The 15,878-nt window shown below is 65.6% G+C and carries 15 protein-coding genes, 1 tRNA gene and 1 other RNA gene; 5 read left to right on the top strand and 12 right to left on the bottom strand.

Annotated elements, in window-relative coordinates; genetic code table 11:
- Window positions 1-44: 44 nt before the first annotated feature.
- From ffs to GOACH_RS04700, 3 genes are all read right to left on the bottom strand, one after another.
- Window positions 45-139, bottom strand: an RNA gene (gene ffs, locus GOACH_RS23270) — signal recognition particle sRNA small type.
- A gap of 95 nt (window positions 140-234) precedes the next feature.
- On the bottom strand, window positions 235-879 hold the full coding sequence (locus GOACH_RS04705; protein WP_005171363.1) for a hypothetical protein: 645 nt from the start codon (window positions 877-879) through the stop codon (window positions 235-237).
- Window positions 880-1,100: 221 nt separating this feature from the next.
- A tRNA-Ser gene (locus tag GOACH_RS04700) sits at window positions 1,101-1,185 on the bottom strand.
- A 112-nt stretch (window positions 1,186-1,297) separates the two neighbouring features.
- Between GOACH_RS04700 and GOACH_RS04695 the strand changes: the two genes are divergently transcribed.
- On the top strand, window positions 1,298-2,146 hold the full coding sequence (locus tag GOACH_RS04695; RefSeq protein ID WP_005171361.1) for an NmrA/HSCARG family protein: 849 nt from the start codon (window positions 1,298-1,300) through the stop codon (window positions 2,144-2,146).
- A gap of 78 nt (window positions 2,147-2,224) precedes the next feature.
- Here GOACH_RS04695 and GOACH_RS04690 read toward each other — a convergent pair whose 3' ends face one another.
- The 3 genes from GOACH_RS04690 to GOACH_RS04680 are packed head-to-tail and all read right to left on the bottom strand — an operon-like array spanning window position 2,225 to window position 5,300.
- The gene (locus GOACH_RS04690) at window positions 2,225-3,118 is read right to left on the bottom strand and encodes a DUF5996 family protein (protein WP_005171360.1); all 894 of its coding nucleotides are present in this window, start codon (window positions 3,116-3,118) and stop codon (window positions 2,225-2,227) included.
- A gap of 39 nt (window positions 3,119-3,157) precedes the next feature.
- On the bottom strand, window positions 3,158-4,243 hold the full coding sequence (locus tag GOACH_RS04685; RefSeq protein WP_005171358.1) for a DNA polymerase domain-containing protein: 1,086 nt from the start codon (window positions 4,241-4,243) through the stop codon (window positions 3,158-3,160).
- A gap of 1 nt (window position 4,244) precedes the next feature.
- On the bottom strand, window positions 4,245-5,300 hold the full coding sequence (locus GOACH_RS04680) for an ATP-dependent DNA ligase (RefSeq protein WP_005171357.1): 1,056 nt from the start codon (window positions 5,298-5,300) through the stop codon (window positions 4,245-4,247).
- A gap of 124 nt (window positions 5,301-5,424) precedes the next feature.
- Between GOACH_RS04680 and gluQRS the strand changes: the two genes are divergently transcribed.
- The gene (gene gluQRS, locus GOACH_RS04675; RefSeq protein ID WP_005171355.1) at window positions 5,425-6,360 is read left to right on the top strand and encodes a tRNA glutamyl-Q(34) synthetase GluQRS; all 936 of its coding nucleotides are present in this window, start codon (window positions 5,425-5,427) and stop codon (window positions 6,358-6,360) included.
- A gap of 24 nt (window positions 6,361-6,384) precedes the next feature.
- Here the strand turns inward: gluQRS and GOACH_RS04670 are convergent, their stop codons facing one another.
- From GOACH_RS04670 to tgt, 3 genes are all read right to left on the bottom strand, one after another.
- Window positions 6,385-7,410: a hemolysin family protein gene (locus GOACH_RS04670; protein ID WP_005171353.1), complete on the bottom strand. Its 1,026-nt coding sequence runs from the start codon at window positions 7,408-7,410 to the stop codon at window positions 6,385-6,387.
- Window positions 7,403-8,752 (bottom strand): hemolysin family protein, encoded by a 1,350-nt coding sequence (locus tag GOACH_RS04665; RefSeq protein ID WP_005171351.1) that lies wholly within the window; start codon window positions 8,750-8,752, stop codon window positions 7,403-7,405. The genes GOACH_RS04670 and GOACH_RS04665 overlap by 8 nt, the downstream gene beginning before the upstream one ends.
- A 236-nt stretch (window positions 8,753-8,988) precedes the next feature.
- Complete coding sequence (tgt, locus tag GOACH_RS04660) at window positions 8,989-10,242, bottom strand: tRNA guanosine(34) transglycosylase Tgt (RefSeq protein ID WP_040517859.1); 1,254 nt, start codon at window positions 10,240-10,242, stop codon at window positions 8,989-8,991.
- A 145-nt stretch (window positions 10,243-10,387) separates the two neighbouring features.
- Between tgt and GOACH_RS04655 the strand changes: the two genes are divergently transcribed.
- Both GOACH_RS04655 and GOACH_RS04650 read left to right on the top strand, forming a co-directional pair.
- Window positions 10,388-10,840: a hypothetical protein gene (locus GOACH_RS04655; protein WP_005171346.1), complete on the top strand. Its 453-nt coding sequence runs from the start codon at window positions 10,388-10,390 to the stop codon at window positions 10,838-10,840.
- A 50-nt stretch (window positions 10,841-10,890) separates the two neighbouring features.
- Window positions 10,891-11,673 (top strand): MerR family transcriptional regulator, encoded by a 783-nt coding sequence (locus GOACH_RS04650; RefSeq protein ID WP_005171342.1) that lies wholly within the window; start codon window positions 10,891-10,893, stop codon window positions 11,671-11,673.
- A 2-nt stretch (window positions 11,674-11,675) separates the two neighbouring features.
- On the opposite strand, the gene GOACH_RS04645 is transcribed toward GOACH_RS04650, so the two are convergent.
- Window positions 11,676-12,986 (bottom strand): UDP-N-acetylmuramoyl-tripeptide--D-alanyl-D-alanine ligase, encoded by a 1,311-nt coding sequence (locus tag GOACH_RS04645; protein ID WP_005171340.1) that lies wholly within the window; start codon window positions 12,984-12,986, stop codon window positions 11,676-11,678.
- An 85-nt stretch (window positions 12,987-13,071) separates the two neighbouring features.
- Here GOACH_RS04645 and GOACH_RS04640 point away from each other — a divergent pair, with 85 nt between their 5' ends.
- A complete protein-coding gene (locus tag GOACH_RS04640; protein WP_005171337.1) occupies window positions 13,072-14,148 on the top strand; it encodes a D-alanine--D-alanine ligase family protein in 1,077 nt (358 codons plus the stop codon).
- A gap of 432 nt (window positions 14,149-14,580) precedes the next feature.
- Here GOACH_RS04640 and GOACH_RS04635 read toward each other — a convergent pair whose 3' ends face one another.
- Both GOACH_RS04635 and GOACH_RS23690 read right to left on the bottom strand, forming a co-directional pair.
- A complete protein-coding gene (locus tag GOACH_RS04635; RefSeq protein WP_005171335.1) occupies window positions 14,581-15,096 on the bottom strand; it encodes a hypothetical protein in 516 nt (171 codons plus the stop codon).
- 7 nt (window positions 15,097-15,103) lie between these two features.
- On the bottom strand, window positions 15,104-15,250 hold the full coding sequence (locus GOACH_RS23690; RefSeq protein ID WP_157227548.1) for a hypothetical protein: 147 nt from the start codon (window positions 15,248-15,250) through the stop codon (window positions 15,104-15,106).
- Window positions 15,251-15,878: the final 628 nt, after the last annotated feature.

The raw sequence follows: 15,878 nt of genomic DNA, 5'->3' as shown, positions 1-15,878 counted from the left end.
CCAGGCTCGATGGCGGCTTTCGGCACGCTTGCGGATCTGAACAATTAAGAGGACCCCGCGCACCCGAGAGAGCCCGTTGACCCTTGCTGCCTTCCGGCCCTGGGGGAGTTCACAGGATGCACGCCGCGCGGGATCCGTCGTCAATTGTAGCGACCCGTCGCGACAGTGCGACAGCGGGTCGATCAGCGCAGGAGCCGCGGCACCAGCGCGAGTCGCGCCGCGGTTCCCCCGCGATCAGCGCACCAGCCGCGGCACCAGCGCGAGTCGCGCCGCGTAGTCACGGGGAAGGTAGGCGGCGCGGTTGCGTGTCCAGTCCTGACCCGACTGCGGGTCGTAGGTCGACGGCATGGCGATGTCCGCGGGTGCGTAGGCGTCGAGTCCGTTGACACGCGTCGTGTAAACCGCGCGCCAGAGGTGGTCGGAGAACGCCACGACGCCCGCGACGTCCGTGTGTGCAGACCGTCCGCGCAGCGCAGCGACCTTGGCTGCGACACCATCGGTGGACAGGTAGACGAGGGTGCCGTCGGGCTTGCGGTCCGGCGGGATCTCGACGACGCCCGTCGCGTGGTACTTCGAGGTCAGTACCCGGGCAATGTTGGTCTGCGCGTAGATCGGAATGGTGCGGTTGCCGCGCGTGCGGACAACGGCCTCGGCGAGCGCCTCATTGACAGGTCCGGGTTCGCCAACGGTGCGGGTCGGGTCGACACCCGCCGCGATCCGGTTGCCGAAGCTATAGGCGATCACCACAGTGAAGTCGGTCGCCGCTCGGGTCGGTGTGTGCACGGGATCTATTCCACGCTGCGGCGGCGACGCGTGGGCCGGGGCGAAAGACATCACCGACGCCAGCACGAGAAGCAGTAGAGACATCACGACGCGCATCGAATGTCGCCTGCTCGGCTGACTCGGACGATGCGGACGCGGGCGGGACGGTTCCGGCCTGGTGAGGCGCGCTGCCATGAGATTCACTCCATCTCGTCGTCGGTACTCGGCGCGAGACACACTGCCCCCTGCAGGTGTCCGCCCGGTGAACGGGCGACGATCGGGGGCAGACGACACGAGCCCGATGCGCAATGATCTGTGCACCGGGCTCGTGTCTGCTGCGGAGGATGGGGGATTCGAACCCCCGAGGGCGTTAACCCAACCCGCGTTCCAGGCGAGCGCCATAGGCCACTAGGCGAATCCTCCAGGCTTGGCGATGATAACGGTCCCGCGACGGCATACCCAAATCTGAGGCCGACGCCGCGCAATGGCGCAGTAGCGTCGAAGGTGCCCCCACTTCACGGAAAGGCCAACCGACATGCCCTCACCAGAATCCCCCTACGTCGTACTCGGCGCGACCGGTAACCAGGGAAGTGCCGTCCTGCACGCCCTGCAGGATGCGGGCAAACCCGTCCGCGCGGTCGTCCGGTTCACCGACTCCGACAGATCACTGGAACTCGCCGACCGTGGCATCCCGCTGGCCGTCGCCGACATCGCCACCGGGAAGGGCCTCGACGACGCCTTTGCCGACGCTGCCGGTGTCTTCGCGTTGACGACGCCGTTCGAATCGGGCGCCGACGCCGAGGTCGGTCAGGGCGACAACATCATCGCCGCGGCGATGATCACAGGCGTGCCGCATCTGGTGTTCTCGTCGGTCGCCAGCGCGGACCGCAACACCGGCGTTCCGCACTTCGACTCCAAGTACGAGGTGGAGAAGAAGCTCGCGGCGTCGAGCATCCCGCACACGATCGTCGGACCCACCTACTTCTACGACAACCTGCTCGGCGGCCTCGACGCACTCAAGGCGGGCGTGATCCCGATGGGCATGCCCGCCGAGAAGCCGCTGCAACAACTCTCTCGCAGAGACCTGGGACGGTTCGTCGCAATGATCTTCGACGCTCCCGCCGACTTCGCAGGTCGACGCATCGACCTCGCCTCCGACGAGATCACCCCGGACGGAATGGCCGAGGCAGTCAGTGCGGCCACAGGTGAGCGTGTGCACGCCGAATCCTTTGATCCCGAACGTATCTCGTCGCCTGACATGCGCGCCATGTTCACCTTCCTCGCCACCGAGGGATACAGCGTCGACGTCGCAGCACTGCACGCCGCGTACCCGCAGATCGGGTGGGAATCGTTCTCCGACTGGGCGCAGCACGCGCTGGGCTGACGAGAATGTGGGTCTGATCGAAAGATGTGGCTGCTGCAGCACACACATTCAGAGAGTCGACCCACATTCACGCACCCTCTACGGCCACTCCCCCAGACGGGCTTCGGCGTCGAAGGTGGACTGCAGGAACTCGCGCAGGTGGGCGTCGGGATCGGCGGCAGTGCGAACCGCAGTGTAGGGCAGCAGGTATTCACCGAGCGCGGCGTCGTAGCCTGCGCCCTCGGGGCGGACAGGCGCATCGGCGGATCCGTCATACACCGGGTAGGAGTACGAGTAGAACGACCCCTCGTCGGCCCCGCCCGGCCAGAACCCGGCAGAAGACACCTCCTCGCAATACGACTCGATCATCACGTGCGCCGGGCAATTCGGCACCGCCCCGGAGAACTGCGGCGCAGGCCGTCCGGAGAAGCGCGTGACCGCGAGATCGAATGAGCCCCAGAAGAAGTGAACCGGACTGCACTTGCCGCGCCATTTACCACGGAACTCCGCGAACACTCGCGCGGTGCTCACCAGCTGCGTCCAGAATGCGTGGACGGCATCTGCGTCATAGGACGCATGCGTCGTGTCCTCCGGGAACGGGATCGCTTCGGCCACTTCGACAGGCCGATCGTAGATCGGGACATCGATACCGAGCGAGGTCAGTTGCGCCACATAGTCGGCGTAGAAGTCGGCGGTCGTGCGCGGTTCCAGACGCACCTGCCGTCGTTCTCCCTTAGTCGTGGTGATGTTCAGGACATGGTCGACGAAGTCGAAGACGACCTCGACGCCGTAGCCGTCGTACGGCATCAGGGAGGTGGTCAGTCCCACCGAGTTGACGTAGAGCGCGATGTTCCACCAGTGGTTCTCCGGCGGCGCCAGCGCGAGTCGCGTCTTGCCGACGATCTGGCTCCACATGTGCAGGGTGTCGCGCGTCTGCTCCCAGTCGGCGACCCGCAGCTCCGGCCACGACTCGAAGGTGGTGCGTGTTGTCATGTGCTACTCATTTCCTGTGTGCGGCGCCATCGTCGACGCTCAGGGCGGACCGATCCTGTTCCCCTCCTCGTCCCAGTGGGCTCCCACCTTCTTGCTGGGCTGCACCCGCGGCGGCTCACCCGGCATCTTCGGGTAGCTCGGCGGGTACGGCATGTCCCCCAGACCTTGTGCGTCATCCCGTTCGACCATCTCCAACAGTGGTTCGAGACCTCGACGGTGCGCTGCGATGTCTGCCATCGGATCACCGCGTCGCGCAACCAGTTCCGGGACCGTGGCGATTGTGCAGTCGTCCGGGTCGACGTCGGCGAGTTCGGTCCAGGTCACCGGAGTCGACACGCGTGCGATGGCGTTGCGTCGTACCGAATAGGGTGCTGCCATCGTGCGGTCACGCGCGTTCTGGTTGAAGTCGATGAAGATCCGTTCGCCGCGATCCTCCTTCCACCAGGAGGTGGTCACCGCGTCGGGGTCACGACGTTCGAGTTCGCGTGCGAGCGCGATGCCGCAGCGGCGGGTGGCGATGAAGTCCCAGCGCGGCTCGATGGGGACGAACACGTGAATTCCCCTGCCCCCCGAGGTTTTCGGGTAGCCGACATAGCCCAGTTCCTCGAGTAACGGCGCGAGGAGTTCGACGGCAACGCGTCGAACGTCGTCGTAGTCGGTACCGGGCTGTGGGTCGAGGTCGATCCGCAGCTGGTCGGGGTGGTCGTTGTCGGAGGCGATGGTCGGCCAGCTGTGGAACGTCACGGTCCCCAGATTGGCCGCCCACACGATCGACGCCGCGCTCGTCGGACACAGTGCGTCACCGGTGCGGCCCGACGGAAAGGTGATCCGCGTCGATCCGACGAAGTCGGGCCGCTTCTTCGGAAGGTGCTTCTGGTAGATCTCGTCGCCGTCGATGCCGTCGGGAAAGCGCTGCAGGAACGTCGGACGGTCACGTAGGGCGGTCAGGATCGCCCCGTCGGAGCCGTCGTCACGCATCTGGGCCATGCGCTGGTAGTAGCCCACGAGATCCCTCTTGCGGCCACCGTTCTCGCCCAGCTCGGGGAAGTAGATCTTGTCGGGATTGCTCATCCGGACGGCTACGCCGTCGACGTCGAGTTCCTCTGCGGGCGAGCGCGATGCCATCTCAGCTCTCCCCCTCGAGCACGTCGTGGAGATCGTAGGTCAGCGGAACCTCGAGTTGGTCGTACCCGCAGCTCTGCGGGTCCCGGTCGGGGCGCCAGCGCAGAAACTTCACGGTGTGCCGGAAACGATGGTTCTCCATCTGGTCGTAGGCGACCTCGGCAACCAACTCGGGCCGGATCGGAATCCACTCGCCAGACTTCTCCGACCTCCACCGCGTCGGCTCGCCCGGTGCGGGCTTGTCGGGATCGGTGCGCATCGGCGAGAACATCTCTTCGAGTTCGAGGCGCTTCTTGTCCGTGAACGCTCCCGCACCACCAACCATGTGAAGGTCTCCCGAATCGTTGTAGAGGCCCAACAGCATCGAGCCGAGCCCGGTGCCGCTCTTGTGTACCCGGTAGCCGATGACCACGCAGTCGGCGGTCCGTTTGTGCTTGATCTTCAGCATCTCGCGCTTGCCCTGCAGATAGTGGGCGTCGAGGCGTTTGGCGACCACACCGTCGAGTCCCGCGCCCTCGAACGCCGAGAACCAGGTGCGTGCGGTCTCAGCGTCGGTGGTGACACGGCTGACATGGAATCGACGATCGGCGCCACTCGGTCCGACAGCCTTGACGAGGGTCTCGCGCCGAAGCGCGAACGGTTCGTCGACGACGCCGGTGTCGCCCAATGCAAGCGCGTCGAATCCGATGAAGATCGCCGGTGTCTTCTCGGCAAGCATCTGCACACGTGAATCAGCGGGATGAATGCGCTGCGCGAGGGAGTCCCAGTCGAGGCGGTGAACCCCGTCGATGACGGAGGGGACACCGATCTCGCCGTCGAGCACCACCTTCTCGGGCAGCTCGGCACGCGCGGCGTCGACGATCTCCGGGAAGTACCGGGCGAGGTCTTTGCCGCCGCGAGAACCGATGTAGACCTCGTCGCCGTCACGAAAGACCAACGCGCGAAAGCCATCCCACTTGGGTTCGTATGACCACGTCGGCTCGTCGTCTGGTTGTTCCGGCACGGCTGTGACAGCCTTGGCGAGCATCGGCGCGACGGGAGGCATGACCGGTAGGTCCACGTCCCCATACTCCCTATTCCGCGACGATCCCGCAATGATGATGCGCCGCCGACCCGGCCACTCCCTGACTCGACGAAGACCGGATCGATCGACCCGTCGACCATCGGCGGTAGTGTCGTCGTCGATGTCAGCGCACCAGTCCCCCGTCGACCCGGCGCTTCCGGCCGGGCGGTATGCGCCGTCGCCGTCGGGCGATCTGCATGTGGGGAATCTACGCACCGCTGTCCTCGCGTGGCTGTTCGCGCGCACCTCCCAGCGCCGGTTTCTGCTCCGGATGGAGAATCTGGACCGCACCGCGGTCGGCTCCGACCAACGACAGATCGACGATCTGCACGCACTCGGGATCGACTGGGATCCGCCGGTCGTCTACCAGTCTGACCGCGTGCAGCGATACCAATCGGTGATCGACGAACTGACAGCACGCGGTCAGACCTTCGAGTGCTTCTGCACGAGACGGGAGATCCTCGAGGCGCCGTCCGCGCCGCATTCACCGCCGGGTGCGTACCCGGGAACCTGTCGACACCTCACCGACGCGCAGCGCGATGAGAAGCGGGCGTCCGGGCGCCCGCCCGCGATCCGGATCATCGCGGATGTCGACGAGTTCAGCGTGCTCGATGTCCTGCACGGTGAATACACCGGAGCCGTCGACGATTTCGTCATCCAGCGCGGCGACGGCACCCCGGCCTACAACCTCGCAGCGGTCGTCGACGACGCCGAGCAGGGCGTCGACCAGGTGGTGCGGGGCGACGATCTCCTGTCGTCGGCGCCCCGCCAGGCCTATCTGACGACACTCCTCGGGCATGCTCCCCCGGTGTATGCACATGTTCCGATGGTGCTCAACGACAAGAACATTCGACTGTCGAAGCGCGACGGAGCCGTGACACTCGCCGACCTCGCGACCCGTGGGATCGACACCGCCACGGTTCTCGACCACATCGCGGTGTCGCTGAACCTGGCCGATCCCGGCGAGCGGGTCACCCTCGTCGACCTGGCGCGACGATTCGACCCGACCCGGCTGCCGACAGAGCCCTGGATTCTCACCGACGACGAATGGCGTTGACTACCCGTCGACTTCGCGTGGCCCTCAGGACGCGGAGACCAGCAGCCTCGCGAGCAGATCGTCGAGCGTCAGGACACCGAGGACCTCGTCGTCGGCGGAGACCAGCGCGATGTGTGACCGGCGGTCTCGCATCCGCGCCATACCCTCGTAGGCCGGCAACCCAGCCGGCAGGATCAGTATGTCGCGTGCGAGATCGGCGGCCGTGACATCGGCGGCGGCGTCGAGGCTGTCGCGGACGTGGACCACTCCGATCACAGAGCCGGTGGTGAGGTTTTCATCGACGCCACCGCGCACGACGAGGAGTCGGGAGTGTCCGGTCCGACGCGAAACCTGCTGGATGCCAGCGGGAGACGCCTCCGCTGACACTGCGTCGAGCGCGCTGTCGCCGACGACGTCGCCGACGGTGAGTGCCTCGGTCGCGAGTGCCGCACTGAGCCGATGGTGATACTCGTCGTCGAGCATCCCGGTCTCGGCGGAATGGTCGACGAGCTGTCGCAACGTCGCGGAGTCCTGTCCCGACGACATCTGATCGACCGGCTCAACACCCACTCTGCGCAGACACCAGTTGGCCAGTCGGTTCAACATGACCAGCACCGGCCGCACCGCCCACATGAAGGCGCGCATCGGAATCGCGAGCAGTACCGCAGACTTCTCTGGATGCGCAATGGCCCACGACTTGGGCGCCATCTCGCCGACCACGAGGTGCAAGAAGGTCACGATGATGAGCGCCAGCACGAATCCGACGACATCGGCGATCCACAGCGGCGCGCCGAGCGCTTCGATTCCGGGAGTGATCCAGTGGTGCACAGCAGGTTTGGTGACCGCACCGAGCGCAAGCGTGCATACGGTGATACCCAACTGCGAACCGGCCAGCAGCACCGACAGTTCCGACGAGCTGCGCAGCGCGGCTCGCGCGGCACGGCTGGTCTGCGCAGCGTCTTCAATGCGGTGACGGCGTGCGGCGAGCAACGCGAATTCGACGGCGACGAAGAACGCACTCGCCGCGATCAATACGATCGTGGCGGCGAGAACGACCCAGGGGTTACTCATCGGCGTCGCCCTCCTCGGCGATGGCGAGATGCACTTGTGCTGGGACGCGGCGGCGGACCTGCGTCACGGTAGCGGTCACCGTCGGAGTGGATGCGCCGAAAGCCGTGTCGGCGAGCGGTACTTCGACGCTGTCGCCGACCTCGGGGAGGTCACCCGACGCCGCAATGACCAGTCCGCTCAGCGTTTCGTAATCCCCATCGGCCACGTCATGGCCGATCAGTCGCGACACCTCGTCGAGGTGGGTGTCACCGCGGGCGAGCCAACCGTCGTCGGCCCGCTGGATCGGCTCCGACGATGTCGCGTCGTGTTCGTCGTCGATCTCGCCGGTGATCTCCTCGGCGATGTCCTCCACGGTGATGATGCCCGCGATGCCACCGTATTCGTCGATCACCACCGCCATTTCGTCGTCGGTTGCCGGATCGAGACGGTCGAGCACCGCCGGGAGCGGCAGCGTGGTCGGAACGATGGCCGCAGGCCGTACGAGATCCGCTGCGCTGAGGCCTGTCTCGTCGATATGTTCCAGCAGATCGTGCAGGTGCACGATCCCGACCACGTCGTCGGACGTATCCCCGATGACGGGATATCTCGTATGCCCGGCCGCCATCAGCGAGCGGATCTCGGGCAGCGGGGTATCGGCGGCGACGAAGTCGACGAGTGGCCGAGGAACCATCGCGTGTTCTGCTGTGCGCGTGGGAAAGTCGAGCACGCGATCGAGGAGCGTCGACAATTCGGCAGGGAGCTCTCCGAGCTCGCGCGACTCGGCGACGATGTGTTCGAGGTCCCGCGGTGAGGCGGAGTGTTCGACGTCGTGCACCGGCTCGATGCGCAGCGCCTTGAGCAGGAGGTTCGACGCGGCGTCGAACAGCGTGATGACCGGCCCGAAGACCTTGAGATAGACCGACGTCGAGAGTGCGAGTCGGCGTGCGACCGGCTCGGGTCGTGCGATCGCGAGGTTCTTGGGGAACAGCTCGCCGAAGACCATCTGCACGACCGTCGAGAAGAGCACGGCGAGCACGGTGCCGATCGCCACTCCGAGCGCAACGGGGATTCCCACGTCGCCGAGTAGTTCGCCGACGCCACTGCCGATCAATGGTTCGGCGACGTAACCGACGAGCAGGCCGGTGACCGTGATGCCGAGCTGTGCACCCGAGAGCATGAAGGACGTGCGGCGGGTGACCTTGAGGGCATTGGCCGCCGATGCGTCACCGTCGGCGGCGAGCGCCTTGAGGCGTGAGCGGTCGACGGCCATGTAGGCGAACTCTTGTGCGACGAAGTACCCGGTCAGGGCGGTGATGGCGAAGACGACCAGGATGCCGAGCACGATTCCGAGGACGATCATCATGCGAGCACCTCGTCGCGGACCGTCGGAATGGGCACCGACCGGTCAGAAGTGGTGAATGCCCCCGGACGGGGGCCGGATCGTCGAGGTCTCCGTTTTTTGCGCCGAGCGCGATTCATCGTGTCTTTCTGCTGCGGGGATGGACGAATACGTCCAGGATACGCGAATCGAACGAACCGGACTCCGCGTTGGTTCCCGGCGGCCTCCAACCAGTGGTGCCCGGCTCGGCCGGTCTGGGATCAGTTGTCGCGGTTGCCCGCGTAGTAACGGCCGAGGAACTCGTCGCGGTAGGCGTAGTAGTCACCGGATTCGATGGCCCGCCTGGCACCGTCGACCATCTGCACGACGAAAGCGACGTTGTGCAGCGTCGCCAGTGTCGCGGCCAGCCCCTCTTTCGCTTTGAAGAGGTGATGCAGATAGGCGCGCGAGTACTGCGAGGTGTAGTTGGTGATCTCGGGATCCAGCGACCGGAAATCGCTGCGGTAGCGCGCGTTGGTGATGTTGTAGCGGCCGTCGAGCGAATAGATGGCGCCGTTGCGGGCGACGCGGGTCGGCGACACGCAGTCGAAGGTGTCGGCGCCGTTCTCGATGGCGGTGAAGATGTCGTCGGGCTCGCTGATCCCGAGGAGATGCTTCGGCTTGTCCTCCGGCAGTTCGGAATTGACCCAGCCGACGATCGTGCCGAGCTTGGCCTTCTCCAGTGCACCACCGATGCCGAAGCCCCCGAAGCCCTTTCCGCCTGCATCCTGGTCGCGGCGCGAGAGCTCGGTGAGGTCTCGTGCGGCTTTGCGACGGAGGTCCTCGTACTGTGCACCCTGCAGTACTCCCCACAGCGATTGCTGTGGCCGATGGCCACGCTCGACGGAGAGCCGATTGTGCTCAGCGAGACACCGAATCGCCCACTGCCTGGTTCGCTCGAGCGAATCCTCCTGATAGCCACGGGTGTTCATCAACGTCGTCAATTCATCGAAAGCGAAGATGATGTCGGCGCCGAGCTGGTGCTGGATCTGCATCGACAGTTCAGGGGTGAATCGATGGGACGATCCGTCGAGGTGCGACTTGAAGGTGACGCCGTCGTCGTCGACCCGCGAAAGTCGTTCGCGCCCTTCGGCGATCTTCTCGTCGTCCTGTTCTCCGGTCACGTCCATCGAGATGACCTTCTTGAAACCGGCGCCGAGCGACATGACCTGGAATCCGCCGCTGTCGGTGTACGTCGGTCCCGACCAGTTCATGAACGCGCCGAGTCCGCCCGCGGCGTCGACGATCTCCGGCCCCGGTTGCAGGTACAGGTGATAGGCGTTGGCGAGCACCGCTTGCGCCCCGAGCGCTTCGACCGCCTCGGGCAACACGGTCTTGACCGTCGCCTTGGTCCCCACCGGCACGAAGGCAGGCGTGTGGATATCGCCGTGGGGCGTCGTGATGACTCCCGTGCGACCCAGCGAATCGTCGAGCCGCGTGCCCACCGCATAGGAGTGGTCCGGGCGCAGATGCAGGCCGGTCGGATTGGTGTCAGCGGTGCCGGGGATGTCGGTGTCGGACGGGGTCACTGCCCGATCTTCGCAGGTGAAGCGGTCTGAGCTCAAACCAGCGTCCTACGAGCCTCCCCGGAGCCGACGACCGATTCGCTACGGTGAGTCTATGATGCGCGGAACGAATCTGAAGGTACCCACCCGGCTCGTGCTGGCTTGCTGCGGAGCACTGGGAGCCGCATCGCTGGTGCTGACCGGCTGCGGCTCCGAAGAGCAAGCGGACACCACGAGCGAGGCATCGGCACCGGCGACCGATTCGACCAGTCCCGCGGTCGTCGGTGGACCCCGCCCAGCGTCACCGACCACGTCCATACCCGAGGAGACCGCCGCAGGAACCAAGGTGTGCGACAAGATCTCCGGACCCGACGGCGCACTGCGCGTGCAGATCCTCGCCGGTGACCTGAGTTGCTCCGACGCGATGACGCTGGCGAAGTCGTACGGTCCGAAGATCGCCAGCGGTGAGCCGCAGGACGTGGACGGCTGGTCGTGCGCGCCTGCCACCGGGAACGGGCTGCTCGCCGCATGCGAGAAGGGCTCGGATCGGGTCGGCTTCGCGCCGTAGCGTGCACGCGACTTGACCCTCACGCGACGTCAGGCAGCAAGGTCATCGGTGTGAGCGAAGGAAATGCCCCGACGCCTGGAGACCTCACCGTCGGTGTGGTCGCCGGGCTCGTCGGCGTCAGTGTCCGCACGTTGCACCACTACGACCAGATCGGACTGGTCACGCCGTCGGGTCGGACACTCGCCGGCTATCGCGTGTACGACGACGCCGACGTCGAACGGCTCCACCAGGTGCTGACGTACCGGGAGTTGGGCTTTCCGCTCGAGCAGATAGCAACCCTGCTCGACGATCCGGACGCCGATGCGCTGAGCCATCTGAAGACCCAGCGTGATCTGCTCACCGAGAGGATCGCCCGCTTGCACCGGATGGTTGCAGCAGTGGAGGACATGATGACGGCGAAGAAGACTGGCATTGCGCTCTCGGCGGCCGAGCAGACCGAGATCTTCGGTGACGACTGGCTCGGCGAGGAGTACGCGGAGGAAGCGCAGGAACGCTGGGGCGGTACGGACCAGTGGAAGCAGAGTCAGCAGCGGACCACGCAGTACAGCAAGGACGACTGGCGACAGATCAAGGCGGAGGCGGACGCGCTCGAATCACGGCTCGCCGAAGCGATGCGGCGCGGCGTCGAACCCGGATCCGCCGAGGCGAACGAGCTCGCCGAAACGCACCGCGCGGGTATCGAGAAGTTCTACGACTGCAGCTACGAGATGCAGGTCTGTCTCGGCGACATGTACGTCGACGACGCTCGGTTCGCGAAGCATTACGACGACGTGGCGCCCGGTCTCGCAGTGTTCTTGCGTGACGTGATCCGTGCGAACGCGAACGGTCGGTAGGTTCAGCCCAGCTTCTCGGCGACCCGTTCGAGCGCGGCGACGCGACTGCCCTTGACCAGCACCGCGTCGCCACTGCCGAGCTCGTCGAGGGCGGCAACCGCGGCGTCGATGTCGGCGACGTGGGTGGCGGTCGGGCCGTATGTCGGCTCTCCGACGGCGATCACCTGCACGCCCAGTGAGTCGGCCTGCAGCGCGATGGCCTCGTGTTCGGCGGCGGAATCGTGCCCGAGTTCGGCCATCGTGCCCAGCACGGCGAAGCGTCGTCGAGCGTCCAGTGCGGCCAGGGAACGCAGCGCTGCCGACATCGACGTCGGATTGGCGTTGTAGGTGTCATTGAGCACCACGACGCCGTTGTCCGTGGTGGAAAGCTCCATTCGGAGACCCGACAGCGAGGCCCCGAGGAGACCGGCGGCCATGGACTCCACGGGTACGCCGAGCCCACCCGCTGCGGCCGCGGCTGCGAGCGCGTTCGACACCTGGTGCTCTCCGCGCGCCGCCAACCTCACCTCTGTGCTGCCCCAGGGCGTGTGCAGTCGGAAGGAGGCGCGGAGCTGATCGTCGACGACGATGTCGGACGCCACGACGTCGGCCGACGGCGTCAACCCGTAGGTGAGTACCTGCGCCGAGGTCCTCGACGCCATCGCGGCGACATGTTTGTGATCGGCGTTGAGCACGGCGATACCGTCGGCCGGAAGTGCTTCCACCAGTTCACCCTTGGCACGCGCGACGGCCTCGATGCTGCCGAAGAGTTCGAGGTGCACACCCTCGACCCGCGTGATGATGCCGACAGTCGGGCGCGCGATGGAACAGAGCAGTTCGATGTGTCCGACGCCGCGCGCGCCCATCTCGACGACTGCGGCCTCGGTGTCATCTGGCGCGTTGAACAGGGTCAGCGGAAGACCGAGTTCGTTGTTGAACGATTTCTCGCTGGCCGCAGTCCGGAATGTCGTCGAGAGGAGTCCGGCAAGCAGATCCTTGGTCGACGTCTTACCCACCGATCCGGTGATCCCGACGACCCGCTCGGGAAGTCGACGCCGCGCTGCCCGACCGACGTCGGCGAGGGCGAGTGCGGTGTCGTCGACGGTGATGGCGGGAGCGTCGACGCCGTCGACGGCCCCCCTAGAGGTGAGGTATGCGGCCGCTCCAGCAGAGATCGCGCCACCCACGAAGTCATGGCCGTCGCGAGCGGCGACGATCGGGACGAACAGTTGTCCGGACCGCACCGCGCGCGAATCGATCGTCGCGCCGTCGATCGTCACGTCGTCTCCGACGAGGCGACCGCCGATCTCGTCCGCCAGCTCACTTGCCTGCATGTGCACGCCTCAACGCTAGAGGAAGGCGCGAAACACCATGCACGCCGGGGAGAGCCCGACGAGCCGTCGACGTATCGTGTGACCCATGTCGACTCCCCTGCTGCGCCTGGTTGTTCTCTACGGCGGTGTATCCGCCGAGCACGATGTGTCCCGGGTGACCGCAGCGCACGTGCTGGCAGCCGCCGACCCGGCCAAGTACAGCCTCGTCCCGATCGGTATCGCGAAGAACGGCAGTTGGGTACGCAACGACAAGGTGATCGCCTCGCTGGCCGACAACACCCCACTGCCAGACGCCCTCGACATCGCGGGCACCGTCGTCGACCCGCTGCGCGAGCTGCAGGCCCACTCCGAGGAATCGATCACCGTCGTCCTCCCGCTGCTGCACGGCCCGCACGGCGAGGACGGCACCATCCAGGGGATGCTCGAGCTGTTCAAGCTGCCCTACGTCGGCGCGGGCGTACTCAGCTCCGCCGCCTGCATGGACAAGGGCATGGCCAAGGTCATCGCCGCGCAGGCCGGAATTCCGCAGTGCCGCTGGATCGAGTACCGCGACGGCGTCGACGACCCGCGCACCGTGGCGTTCAGGGCCATCGAGGAACTCGGCCTCCCGGTGTTCGTCAAACCGGCCAACCTCGGGTCGTCGGTGGGAATCACCAAGGCACACAACGCCGCCGAACTCGACGAGGCGATCAACCTCGCCCTGCGCTACGACGACGTCGTGGTGATCGAGGAGTTCGTCTCCGGGCGAGAGGTCGAGGTGGCGGTGCTCGGAAACGAGACTCCCGAGACGTCGGTGCCCGGCGAGATCATCTCCGGCAGTGAGTTCTACGACTACGAGGACAAGTACGTCACCGGTGCCGCCAAGCTGGTGATCCCGGCGCCGCTGAGTGAGGAGGCGGCGCGTGAGGTCCGTGAACTCGCCGCGACGACGTTCCTCGCGATGCGATGCGCGGGCATGGCACGCGTCGACTTCTTCTACGAGGAGTTCGGCCGCGGCTGGCTGCTCAACGAGGTGAACACCATCCCGGGCTTCACCCCGGGGTCGATGTACCCCAAGCTGTGGGAGGCCAGCGGCATCGCATATCCGGACCTGATCGACCGACTGGTCACCCTCGCGCTGGAAGCTCACCGTCGGCGCGTGGGGTTCTCGACGGAGCACTGAGGAGCGGCCCCCGGGCCTGCGTGCGGGGGTGTTGACCGCGGGGCGGTGAACGCGCGGGTGGTGACCATGGGCGCGGTGACCGCGCGTCGTCAACCGTTGCTGCTGCAGCGCAGAAACCAGGGGGAAGGCTCCTTCCGCGGGCTTCGTACCCCTCCCCGCGAAACTTCCCGCGGAAACGTCGAGAACCAGCGGAAAGAACCCTTCCGCGACTTTTTACGCGCCCACCAACTGACCCCGGACAGCGAAACACCCCCTCACCTGTACAGATGAGGGGGTGTTTCTGGCGGTGGCGGAGGGATTTGAACCCTAATTGACCCTCGTGGTCAGGGTCGGATATGCGCCCTCACCTGCGGTTTGAGGTCTCTCGACGTCACCCCAGATCACCCGGTTTCGTGGGCAAGTGTGGGCAGAATGTGGGCAGAAGTAGTGGGCTCATAGTGGCGCGCCCTCGTTGAACTCGTCGAAGTTCAGAAACATGCGTTTAGTACCGGGAATCTGCTTGAACCCCGACCTCACATAGAAGTCATGGACCTTAGGGTGGTCGGCAGGATCGACGACGAAGAACACGCCTCCGATCAATCTCACCGCCTCATATGCCGTCATGTATGCGTCCGCAAGGAGGTCCACGCCCGAGCCCCGCAGCTGTTGATTCAGCGCCAGTTTGCCCAGCAACACACCAGGAGCAGACATATCCGGATAGTGACGCGGACGGAGTTTTTTGAAGAACGGCTGATCGTCGTCGGTCTCGGACACCACTGTTTGGAGAAGCGTGAAGTATGCGACGACAATGTCTTCCTCGTCAGCCCATACGTGCGTCCGAGAGCGTCCGAGTTCTTGATCCTTTAGCGCCTGCTTATCAAGCCAACGATCCAACGATCCGACTCCACAGTCCAGGTAACCGGTCCTGTGTTCCGAATGCAGTGGAGTGGCAGCGAAACCTTCGGCCACTCTTGGCCTACTTGCCCGCGTTCTTCCTGCGCTCGACGGCGCTTCGCAGCGACTGGGCGGGCTTCGCCTGAGTCGTGCGCATCTGCTGGATCTGTCCACGACGGACCCGCGTTACATCGCTCGTAGCGGGGGTTTTGCGCGATGTTACAGCCATGCCGCGAAGCATACACGCAGCGACTTCAGACAAGCTGTCGAATGGCCCGGAGTGGCGTCCACTCACCGGCAAAACAGAGGAAACGGCGCACGCAGAATCGGGCGGGACTCACGGCTGAAACGCCCATACCGGGGAAGGGGGTCAGTGCCACAAAACATGCCCGTGTCTGCGACTCCGCGGTGAGTCGCCATTTTCACACACAGGGGGCAGGTGCAGGTGTGGCATTTGCCCCACCATGCGCCCCGCGTACGTGAGGGACTGAACCCCTGACCGACTTTTCGGTGGCGTCACCGAAAAATGCGCCCCGTACGTGAGGGACTGAACGTCGGTAGGAGATCGGAATCTTCGGAAGTTTTCGATGCGCCCCGTTCGTGGGGATTGATCCATGCATGGTCATCGTGACCACGGTTGCCGGAGCAGATTGCGCGGGTGCGGCGGGCGGAAATCCCAGCGGCGAACGGGGTTGGAGCGAAAAATCGGCACAGTGGGTCTGGTGCCACCATCACCGCCCGACTCAAGCGCGACGGCCCTGAACTCGTGCGACCTTATGCCTACGCTCCCACCACTTTCGTGACGCCACGAAAGTGGTGGAACGGAGCCAGGGCGGTGGCTCGAAGCTCGCGGACGT

Source organism: Gordonia aichiensis NBRC 108223, assembly GCF_000332975.1.
GTDB lineage: Bacteria > Actinomycetota > Actinomycetes > Mycobacteriales > Mycobacteriaceae > Gordonia > Gordonia aichiensis.
This window is presented reverse-complemented; position numbering and strand designations above follow the sequence as displayed.